The organism is Microbacterium sp. (assembly GCF_041909575.1).
Lineage (GTDB): Bacteria > Actinomycetota > Actinomycetes > Actinomycetales > Microbacteriaceae > Microbacterium.
In genome coordinates, this window is sequence record NZ_JAYRDE010000198.1 from 1 (window position 1) to 1,799 (window position 1,799).

At 72.0% G+C, this 1,799-nt stretch carries 3 protein-coding genes; all 3 read left to right on the plus strand.

What is annotated here, in order from left to right; genetic code table 11:
* On the plus strand, positions 1–548 hold a 548-nt coding region (locus ACE3O1_RS15545), incomplete at its 5' end, for an SDR family oxidoreductase (protein WP_374316597.1).
* Between the two features lie 11 nt (positions 549–559).
* Complete coding sequence (locus ACE3O1_RS15550) at positions 560–1,336, plus strand: enoyl-CoA hydratase/isomerase family protein (RefSeq protein ID WP_374316599.1); 777 nt, start codon at positions 560–562, stop codon at positions 1,334–1,336.
* A gap of 96 nt (positions 1,337–1,432) precedes the next feature.
* On the plus strand, positions 1,433–1,799 hold a 367-nt coding region (locus ACE3O1_RS15555; protein WP_374316601.1), incomplete at its 3' end, for an SDR family NAD(P)-dependent oxidoreductase.

Here is a 1,799-nt window from a genome sequence, read left to right on the forward strand (position 1 = left end):
CCGCGGCGGGCCCGCTGCGCGTCGTCGTGAACTGCGCCGGCATCGCTCCGCCCGCCAAGGTGCTCGACCGCGACGGGGCGCCGACGCCGCTCGAGGGCTTCGAGCGCATCGTGCGGGTCAACCTCATCGGCACCTACAACGTGCTGTCCCAGGCCGCCGCCGCGATGGCGCGCACCGAGCCCACGGCCGACGGCGACCGCGGGGTCATCGTCAACACGGCGAGCGTCGCCGCCTTCGACGGGCAGATCGGCCAGCCCGCCTACGCGGCGAGCAAGGGCGGCGTGCACGCGATGACGCTCCCCGTCGCGCGCGAGCTCGCGCGCCACGCGATCCGGGTGGTGACGATCGCGCCGGGGATCATGGAGACGCCCATGCTCATGGGGCTGCCGCAGGCCGCGCAGGACTCGCTCGGCCAGCAGGTGCCCTACCCGCAGCGTCTCGGCAAGCCCGACGAGTACGCCGGACTCGTGATGGCGATCGTCGACAACGGCTACCTCAACGGTGAGACCATCCGCCTGGACGGCGCCATCCGCATGGCGCCCAAGTAAAGGAGAACCCCGTGAGCGACTCGATCCTCCTCCACGTCGAGGGCGGCCTGGCCCGCGTGACCTTCAACCGTCCCGCCTCGCTGAACGCGATGGACTTCGAGATGGGCGCGCTGTGGCGCGACATCGCGCACCGCGTCACGAACGATCCCGCGGTGGGTGCCGTGATCCTGGATGCCGCCGGCCCGGCCTTCTGCGCGGGCGGCGACGTCGTCGCGATGGCGACCTCGGGCGCGGCCGGGTCCGACGTCACCGCGACGGCGCACATCATCCACGAGGGCATCCGCACCTTCGCGCTGTCCGACAAGCCGATCGTCGCGGCGGTGCAGGGAGCCGTCGCCGGCGGCGGCCTCGGCCTGATGCTCGCCGCGGACTACATCGTCGCCGCCGACTCGGCGAAGTTCGTCAGCAAGTACGCGAACATCGGCCTCACCCCCGACCTCGGTGTCTCGACGCTGCTGCCGGCCGCGATCGGCCAGCGCCGCGCGCTGCAGCTGCTCCTGCAGGACACCACCATCGACGCCGCGACGGCGCTGGACTGGGGCCTGGTGGCCGAGGTGCTCCCGCGCGACGAGGTCGCCGCGCGCGCCGAGGCGATCGCGCGGTTCTGGCTCGCAGGCGCCACGGCCGCCTTCGGCCAGGCGAAGCGTCTCGTCCGCGCCGGCGCCGACCGGCCCTTCTCCGACAACCTCGACGACGAGGCCCGCTCGATCGGCGCCCGCTTCGAGACCGAGGAATCCCGAGTTCGCGTGGCGGCCTTCGCCGCGGCATCCGCCAAATCCCGTCCCTGAGACGGACCGTGTCACGGGATCGGCGGGTTCGGGCTGCCCCCGGCCACCGATCGTGTGACACGCGACTTCCAGGCCCGATCTAGGAGAGACATCCACATGAGCGACACCTCCCTCGCCGGCAAGACCATCCTGATGTCCGGCGGAAGCCGGGGCATCGGCCTCGCGATCGCGCTGCGCGCCGCGCGCGACGGTGCCAACGTCGCGCTGCTGGCCAAGACTGACACGCCCCATCCCAAGCTCGAGGGCACCGTGCACTCCGCCGCCGAGCAGATCCGCGCGGCGGGCGGCCAGGCGCTTCCCATCGTCGGCGACGTGCGCAACGACGACGACGTCACCGAGGCGGTGCTCAAGACGCAGGGCGAGTTCGGCGGCATCGATATCGTCGTCAACAACGCCTCCGTCATCGACCTGTCGCGCTCGCTCGACCTCGCCGCCAAGAAGTACGACCTCATGCAGGACGTCA